Genomic DNA, 7,681 nt, shown 5'->3' on the forward strand with positions numbered 1-7,681 from the left:
GGGCGCCCCCCCCGGCGCGCGGCCCCCCCCCCCGGCGGGGCCCTTCGCCACGCCCCGGCACCGGCCGTCAGGCCCCGGCCGTCAGGCCCCGGCCGGCCCGGCGGACCAGGCGACCAGCGGCGGCCGGACGGCGGCGCAGAGCGGGTGCCCCTTGACGTCGGTCAGCCCGAGCCGGGCCACCAGGGTGCCGCCGCGCACGGCCGCGTCGGCGGTGTCCGGATCGACCGCCGCCAGCATCAGCTTGGCCCGGCGGAACATCGTGAAGCCCTCCGGCCCGGCCGCGACCCCGTCCGTGCGGCCGCTCGCGATCCAGGAGAGGTAGACGAACCGCGCCCCCGGACCGCCCTGGACGTACGGGCCGAGCAGGTCCACTCCCGACGGGAGCGGCTTCACGGTGCACTCCAGGGTCCAGGCCGCCCGGGCCGCGTCGCCCGGCTGCGGGTCGAGCAACTCGCCCGGCCGACCGCGCCGTTGCACGGCGACATGGATGTCCTGGTAGCCCGGGAACCCCGGCGCCGCGGGGCAGCTGCGCCCCGGGAGGCCGGTGGCCTCGATCCTGATCCGCACGCTCGTGTTCGCCATGCGCACCATCCTCGCGCGCCGGACCGGCCCGGCGTCCGCACCGGGGCGGGGGGCGCGGGGACACCCGCATTCCTGTGGCAGGCCCGCCCGCCCGCCGTCAGGATGGGAGGCCAGGGAACACAGCCCCGACCCGATCGGACCGCGATGACCGACCAGCACAACGTCGTCCTGCTCACCTTCCCGGACCCGTCCGCCTGCCGGCCCGCGTTCGAGGAGGCCGAGCACCTGCCCGGACTCCGGCAGGCCGCCGTCCTGGAGCGCTCCGCCGACGGCCTGCTGGAGACCAAGGACGGCTACGCGCGCGGGGCCGGCGTGGCCACGGTGGGGTCGGGCGTGGTCGGCGGCCTGATCGGGCTGCTCGGCGGGCCGATCGGCTCGCTGCTCGGGTTCGCGGCCGGCGCGGCGCTCGGCAACGCCGCCGAGGAGGGCCGCGCCGCCACCGGCGGGGCCGGGCTGATCGTGCTCTCGCCGCGGGTGCCCGACGGAGCGGCGGTGCTGGTGCTGGACATCCGCGAGGCGTCCCCGGCCGCCGCCGACGAGTTCGCCGCCCGGCACGGGGCGACGGTCGAGCGGATCGACTCGGAGGACTTCGCCGGGCAGGTCCGCGCCGCCGAGGAGCGCGCCGAGACCCCGGCGGACGACGGGCCGGACGGCCCCGGCACGGACGGCGGGCCGGGCGCGGCGGACGGGCCGCAGCGGGCGGGCGACGCCGGGGCCTGACGGCGGCCCGCGCTACGGCGCGGGGCGGACGATCCGCCGGACCAGCTCCGCCGTCCACTCCACGTACTCGATCTCGGCGCCGTCGGCGTGCCGGGCGTAGAGGAAGCGGCCGGTCGGCGCGGGCGTCTCGGGGGTGGTGATCACCGCCCCGGCGGCCAGCAGGGTGGCCCGGAGCTCGTCCAGGTCGGTGACCACGACGGTCGCGGTGGCGTGCGCGTACCGGGCGCGCTCCCCGGCCGTCCCGGCGATCACCAGGAAGTCCCCGACGGCCGCCAACTCGACGGCCTCGAAGCCCAGTCGCAGGTCGGGCTCGGCGCCGGTGAGCGTCCGCAGCAGCGGCAGGGCCTCGTCGAGGCTGTCCACCCAGAGGCGGGCGTAGGTCTTCAGGATGGCCATGGGTGCTCCGAATCGTCCGGACCGCGGCGGCACTCGCCGCCGATCGCCCGCTCACCCTAGGCACGGGAGGCGCGGGCGGAGAAGAACGCACTTTCCGGCGACCGGGGCACTTTCCGGTGACCGAGCCCCCGTCACGGACCGGCCGGGCGCGGGACCACGGCCGCGGGGTGCGGCGGTTCAGTCGTGCTGCCCTCAGTCGTGCGGCGGCTCAGTCGTGCGGCGGCTCAGTCGTGCGGCGGCTCAGTCGTGCGGTGGCTCAGTCGTGCGGTGGCTCAGTCGTGCGGTGGCTCAGTCGTGCGGTGGCTCAGTCGTGCTGCCCTCAGTCGTGCGGCGGCAGCCCGCTGATCTGGTGGTCGGCGACGTTGAGCGCCTCGTTGACCAGCCGGCGCAGATGCCCGTGCCGCAGGGCGTAGACCACCCGCCGCCCGTCCTTGCGGGTGGTGACCAGGCCCGCCAGCCGGAGCTTGCCCAGGTGCTGGCTGACCGACGGCCGCGCCGCACCGCACGCCTCGGTCAGCGTGGTCACGTCGGCCTCGCCCTCGCCCAGGCGCTGCAGCAGCGCGAGCCGGGTGCGGTCGGCGAGCAGCGCGAGGACGGCGGCGGCGGTCTCCAGCCGCTCGTCGCCGGGCGGGCGCTTCGCGTCGTCCGGCCGCGGCCCGCCGACCGGCTGTTGCGACCGATGTGCACCTGACAGCCGCACGCTCCCGCTCATGGCCACATCGTAGAGCGCTCACCCGTTCGCGCGCGGCGCGGGACGGCGGCACGGGCGGCTGTGCGGACGGCGGCGCCCTCGGGGCCGCCGGCGGGCTCACCGCTCCCGCAGGTCCACCACCCGGCGGATCTTCCCCACCGAACGCTCCAGGGTGTACGGCTCCACCACGTCGACCTCCACGGTGACGCCGACGCCGTCCTTCACGCCCCGGGCGATCGCCGCGGCGGCGGCCTCGCGCTGCTCGGGCGCGGCGTCCGGGCGGGCCTCGACCCGGACCGCCATCCGGTCCAGCCGGCCCTGCCGGGTGAGCCGGAGCTGGAAGTGCGGCGCCACGGCAGGGGTGCGCAGCAGGATCTCCTCGATCTGGGTCGGGAAGACGTTCACCCCGCGCAGGATGATCATGTCGTCGCAGCGGCCGGTGACCTTCGCCATCCGCCGGAAGGCGGGCCGGGCCGTCCCCGGCAGCAGCCGGGTGAGGTCGCCGGTGCGGTACCGGACGACCGGCAGCGCCTCCTTGGTCAGCGAGGTGAACACGATCTCGCCGCTCTCGCCGTCGGGCAGCACCCGGTCGGTGAGCGGGTCGACCACCTCCGGGTAGAAGTGGTCCTCCCAGATGTGCAGCCCGTCCTTGGTCTCCACGCACTCCTGGGCGATGCCCGGGCCCATCACCTCGGAGAGGCCGTAGATGTCGACGGCGTGGATGTCCATCCGCTCCTCGATCTCGTGGCGCATCGCCTCCGTCCACGGCTCGGCGCCGAAGATGCCGACCCGCAGCGAGGTGCTCCGCGGATCGACGCCCTGCTTCTCGAACTCGTCGAGCAGGGTGAGCAGGTAGGAGGGGGTGACCATGATGATCTCGGGCCGGAAGTCCTGGATGATCTGCACCTGCCGGGCCGTCATCCCGCCCGAGGCGGGGATCACCGTGCAGCCCGCCCGCTCGGCGCCGTAGTGGGCGCCGAGACCGCCGGTGAACAGCCCGTACCCGTAGGCGACGTGCACCTTGTGGCCGCGCCGGCCGCCGGCCGCCCGGATGGAGCGGGCCACCACGTCGGCCCAGACCGAGAGGTCGTGCTCGGTGTACCCGACCACGGTGGGCCGGCCGGTGGTGCCGCTGGACGCGTGGATCCGGCGGACCTCCTCCACCGGGACGGCGAACATCCCGAAGGGGTAGCTCTCCCGCAGGTCGGCCTTGGTGGTGAAGGGGAACCGGGCGAGGTCACCGAGCGTGCGGCAGTCCTCGGGGGCCACCCCGGCCGCGTCGAACTTGCGCCGGTACAGCTCGACGTGGTCGTACGCGTGGCGCAGGGTGGCCCGCAGCTGCCGCAGCTGGTGCTCGGCCAGCTCCCCGGCGGTCATCCGCTCCCCGGCGTCGAGCAGCTCGGCCGGGAGCGGCTCCCCCCGGCGCCCGCCCGGCGGGTTCGGGCCGGTCGTTCCTGCGCTCATCGCGTCTCCTCCGCCGTCTCCGCCCAGCTCAGCCGCCGACCGATCATTCGGTCAGTGTTCGACGGGCCAAGTAATCCAGCACCCGAACCGGCTGTCAAGGGACGCGGCCCCGGGCGGCCGGCGGTCCCTCACCAGGTGCGGGCGGCCGCCAGCAGGTGGTCCCGGACCCGGGCCACCCGGCCGTCCGGGTCGGCGCCGGGGCGTTCGACGAGGTAACCGGTGTTGATCGGCGGGTCCTCCGGGTCGTCCAGCAGCACCAGCCGGCCGTCGGCCAGCCGGTCCGCGCAGAGGTAGCGCGGGACGACCGCGAAGCCCGCGCCGGCGGCCACCGCGGCGACCACCCCGCGCAGGTCGGGCACGGTCAGGGCGGCCCGGCAGGCGAGCCGGCGGCCGAACACGTGGCGCCAGTAGCGGCGGACGATCGGCAGGTCCTCGGCGTAGGCGACCAGCGGCACCCCGTGCAGGGCGGCCGGGCCCTCGGCCGCGAGCCGCCCGCCCAGGCGCTCGGCCCAGACCGGCGCGGCGACCAGGACGAACTCCTCGTCGCCCATCGGCACGGCCGACAGGGCGCGCCCGCGCGGTCTGCTCGTCGCGATGACCAGGTCGTGGCGGCCCGCGCGCAGCTCCTCCAGCAGCGGCTCGGTCAGGCCCGCGGTCACCCGCAGCCGCACGCCCCCGGCGACCAGCGGGGCGAGCGCGGGCAGGACGAGTGTGCCGAGCAGTTCGGCGGGCCCGGCCAGGTGGACCGGCTCGCCCTCGGCCTCGGGGCGCGCGCCGGGGCCGGTGGCGGCGGCGAGCGCGTCCAGCGGACCGGCGATCCGGGCGGCGAGTTCGTCGGCGACCGGCGTCGGGGCCACCCCGCGCGGCAGCCGCTCGAACAGCTCGCGCCCGCCCTGGCGCTCCAGCGCCCGGATCTGGGTGGTCACCGTGGGCTGGGAGAGGCCCAGCACCTGGGCGGCGGCCGTGAACGACCCGGCCCGGTGGACGGCCAGGAAGGTGCGCAGCAGGTTCAGGTCGGCGGGCCCGGCCGGCAGCGGTGACGGCACCGGTGGCACGGCGGACTCCTCGGCGTCGGGGCGGTTCACCCGGCAAGCCTATTCCCCGGCACCCATTGGAATGCCTATGGCAGCCATCGGATCAGCCATTGGTGACACCCGGGACACCCGGCCTATCGTCGGGTCCATCGCCGAACTGACGGTCCGGACCGGAAACGTCAGTGCATCCAGGGCGTCAGACCGTCCACCGGGCCCGACGGCCCTCCCGCAGAGAAGAGCCCCCAGCATGTCGAAGATCCTCTTCGTCCTCACCGGCGCCACCTACTGGACGCTGGCCGACGGCACCCAGCACCCCACCGGCTTCTGGGCCGACGAGGCCGTCGCCCCGTACGAGGTGTTCCGGGCCGCGGGCCACACGGTCACCGTCGCCACCCCGGGCGGGGTGATCCCGACCGTCGACTCGGGCAGCCTGGCCCCCGAGTTCAACGGCGGCGAGGAGGGCGCCGCGAAGGTCGCGGCCGCGCTGGACACCTTCGTGGAGCTGCGCCACCCCGTGCGGCTGGAGGACGTGGACCTCGCCGACTACGACGCCGTCTTCTACCCGGGCGGCCACGGCCCGATGGAGGACCTCGCCGTCGACCCCGTCTCCGGCCGGCTGCTGGTCGCCGCCCTGGCGTCCGGCAAGCCGCTCGGCGTGGTCTGCCACGGACCGGCCGCGCTGCTGGCCGCCGGGCTGCCGGACGGCTCCAACGCCTTCGCCGGCTACCGGCTGACCGGCTTCACCAATGCCGAGGAGACCCAGGCCGGCCTGGCCGGCAACGCGAAGTGGCTGCTCCAGGACCGCCTGGTCGCGGCGGGCGTGGACTTCCAGGAGGGCGAGCCGTGGGCCCCGAAGGTGGTCGTCGACCGCAACCTGGTCACCGGCCAGAACCCGGCCTCCGCCGCCCCGCTCGCCGTCGAGCTGCTGAAGAAGCTGGCCTGACGGCGTGGCCGCCGACCGGCTGGACGAAGTCCTCGACGCCGCCTACGCCTGCCTCACCCGGTACGGCGTGCGGCGCACCACGATGGACGACATCGCCGGTGCCATGGGCGTGTCCCGATCGGCGGTCTACCAGTACGTCCGGGGCAAGGACGACGCCTTCCGCCGGCTCGCCGAGCGCCTGCACCGGCAGGCGCTCGCGCGGGCCCGGCGGGCCGCCGCCGCGCCGGACGCCCCCCACGCCGAGCGCGTCCGCGGCGTGCTCGCCGCCAAGCTCGACCTCGCCCTGACCCTCGCCGGGGACTCCCCGCACACCGCCGAACTCCTGGACGGCGGGGCCAGGTTGTTCGCCCCCGCCTGTGCCGCCTTCGGCGCCGAGCTGCGGGTCCTGCTCACCGGGCTGTTCACCGAGTTGTTCACCGAGTCGTTCGCCGAGGCCGGACTGCCCGCCGACGCCGCCGCGCCCGCCGGTCCGGGCCGGTCCGCGCGGGTGGAGCCGGCCGAGGCCGCCGAGATCGGCCTCGCCCTGGTGCGCGGCCTGGAGTCCGCGCCGAACGCCCGGCACCTCCTCGGCCCGGCCTCCGACGCGCTCACCGCGGGCCTGCTGCGCCCCTGAACCGGCCCGCGGTGAGCGCGTCGGAGGTCAGGGGGGCTCAGGCGGCCGGGGCGCTCAGGCGACGACCGGGGGGCCGAACTCGCGGACGGCGTCGGCCACGATGGCGTCGAGCGTCGCGTGGTGGGCGCCCCGCCAGTAGGCCTGCCCGCAGTCGGTGCACTGCGCGAACGCGTCGTACGACCGCTCGGTGCCGTCCCGGAGCTGGTCCTGCACCGAGGTCTTGGCGACGGTGCGCAGCGTCCCGTTGCAGGTGGTGCACCTGCTCCAGGGGGCGAGCGGGGGCGCGAAGCGCGAGAGCACGTCCCGCAGCTGGTCGGCGGGCCGGTGGCTGTAGACGTAGGCGCCCGCCCAGAGTTCGCGGCGGCGCAGCAGGCCGCGGTCGCGCGACAGCAGCACGCGCTGTTCGGCGGCCGAGCGGGCCGCGAGCGCGGCGTCGCCGATGTCCGGGTTCTCGTAGGCGGCGTCGACGCCCAGCAGCCGCAGCCGGCGCGCGAGCGTCCCGAGGTGGACGTCGAGCAGGAACCGGGGTGGCTCGGCCGATGCCTGCGGCCTCCGGACGGCCCGCACCGACACCAGCTCGCCGTCCCCGGGGATGTGCGCGGCGGCCACCGGCCGCCCGTCGACGAGCAGTTCGCCGACCTCGGTGAGCGGGACGCCGAGTGACTCCACCACGTGTCCGAGCGTCGCGGCCCCGTCGGTCCGCAGCGCGGACCGCTCCGCCCGCCGCCCGGCGGGGAGGAAGACGTGCAGGTCGGGGGCGAAGCTCAGCCAGATCTCCGGTCTCTCCACCCGGCCAGCATGCCAGCGTGCGGGCGGTGGCGGCCAGCACTTTTCGACGGCCGCGGCGGGGCCGCCGCGCCGCCGGCCCCGGCCCGCTCCCGGGGAAGCCCGGCCGCTCCCCACCCGTCGGGGAGTGGGGAGCGGCCGGGCGGTGCGGGCGGGCGTCAGCGGAAGGTCCGGAGCCGGAGGCTGTTGGTGACCACGAAGACGGAGGAGAAGGCCATGGTGGCGCCGGCGATCATGGGGTTCAGGAGGCCGGTGGCGGCGAGGGGGAGGGCGGCGAGGTTGTAGCCGAAGGCCCAGGCGAGGTTGCCCTTGATGGTGGTGAGGGTGGTGCGGGCGAGGCGGATGGCGTCGGGGGCTGCGGTGAGGTCGCCGCTGACGAGGGTGAGGTCGGCGGCCTGGATGGCGGCGTCGGTGCCGGTGCCGAGGGCGAGGCCGAGGTCGGCGGTGGCGAG

General features: G+C 76.4%; 9 protein-coding genes and 1 pseudogene. 3 read left to right on the forward strand and 7 right to left on the reverse strand.

From position 1 onward, the window contains the following. Nucleotides 1-81: 81 nt before the first annotated feature. On the reverse strand, nt 82-582 hold the full coding sequence (locus ACFWA9_RS37045) for a DUF5990 family protein (protein WP_380393596.1): 501 nt from the start codon (nt 580-582) through the stop codon (nt 82-84). A 144-nt stretch (nt 583-726) separates the two neighbouring features. Here ACFWA9_RS37045 and ACFWA9_RS37050 point away from each other — a divergent pair, with 144 nt between their 5' ends. Beyond that, nucleotides 727-1,302, forward strand: coding sequence for a histidine kinase (locus tag ACFWA9_RS37050; protein WP_380393599.1), 576 nt, complete (start codon nt 727-729; stop codon nt 1,300-1,302). 12 nt (nt 1,303-1,314) lie between these two features. Here ACFWA9_RS37050 and ACFWA9_RS37055 read toward each other — a convergent pair whose 3' ends face one another. The 4 genes from ACFWA9_RS37055 to ACFWA9_RS37070 form a co-directional block, all read right to left on the reverse strand. Continuing rightward, complete coding sequence (locus ACFWA9_RS37055) at nt 1,315-1,698, reverse strand: VOC family protein (RefSeq protein WP_352297955.1); 384 nt, start codon at nt 1,696-1,698, stop codon at nt 1,315-1,317. A gap of 319 nt (nt 1,699-2,017) precedes the next feature. Beyond that, nucleotides 2,018-2,410: a metalloregulator ArsR/SmtB family transcription factor gene (locus tag ACFWA9_RS37060; protein WP_352297958.1), complete on the reverse strand. Its 393-nt coding sequence runs from the start codon at nt 2,408-2,410 to the stop codon at nt 2,018-2,020. A 96-nt stretch (nt 2,411-2,506) separates the two neighbouring features. Continuing rightward, the gene (gene paaK / locus ACFWA9_RS37065; RefSeq protein WP_352297961.1) at nt 2,507-3,853 is read right to left on the reverse strand and encodes a phenylacetate--CoA ligase PaaK; all 1,347 of its coding nucleotides are present in this window, start codon (nt 3,851-3,853) and stop codon (nt 2,507-2,509) included. 128 nt (nt 3,854-3,981) lie between these two features. Further along, complete coding sequence (locus tag ACFWA9_RS37070; protein WP_352297971.1) at nt 3,982-4,887, reverse strand: LysR family transcriptional regulator; 906 nt, start codon at nt 4,885-4,887, stop codon at nt 3,982-3,984. Nucleotides 4,888-5,134: 247 nt separating this feature from the next. Here ACFWA9_RS37070 and ACFWA9_RS37075 point away from each other — a divergent pair, with 247 nt between their 5' ends. Further along, complete coding sequence (locus tag ACFWA9_RS37075; RefSeq protein WP_380393603.1) at nt 5,135-5,830, forward strand: type 1 glutamine amidotransferase domain-containing protein; 696 nt, start codon at nt 5,135-5,137, stop codon at nt 5,828-5,830. 4 nt (nt 5,831-5,834) lie between these two features. Continuing rightward, nucleotides 5,835-6,443 (forward strand): TetR/AcrR family transcriptional regulator, encoded by a 609-nt coding sequence (locus ACFWA9_RS37080; protein WP_380393606.1) that lies wholly within the window; start codon nt 5,835-5,837, stop codon nt 6,441-6,443. 54 nt (nt 6,444-6,497) lie between these two features. Here ACFWA9_RS37080 and ACFWA9_RS37085 read toward each other — a convergent pair whose 3' ends face one another. Next, entirely contained in the window at nt 6,498-7,232 is a 735-nt protein-coding gene (locus tag ACFWA9_RS37085) for a Mut7-C RNAse domain-containing protein (protein ID WP_380393609.1), read from the reverse strand. 155 nt (nt 7,233-7,387) lie between these two features. Further along, nucleotides 7,388-7,681: pseudogene (locus tag ACFWA9_RS37090) on the reverse strand (heavy metal translocating P-type ATPase); the annotation flags it as partial.

Source organism: Kitasatospora sp. NPDC059973 (assembly GCF_042737525.1).
Lineage (GTDB): Bacteria > Actinomycetota > Actinomycetes > Streptomycetales > Streptomycetaceae > Kitasatospora.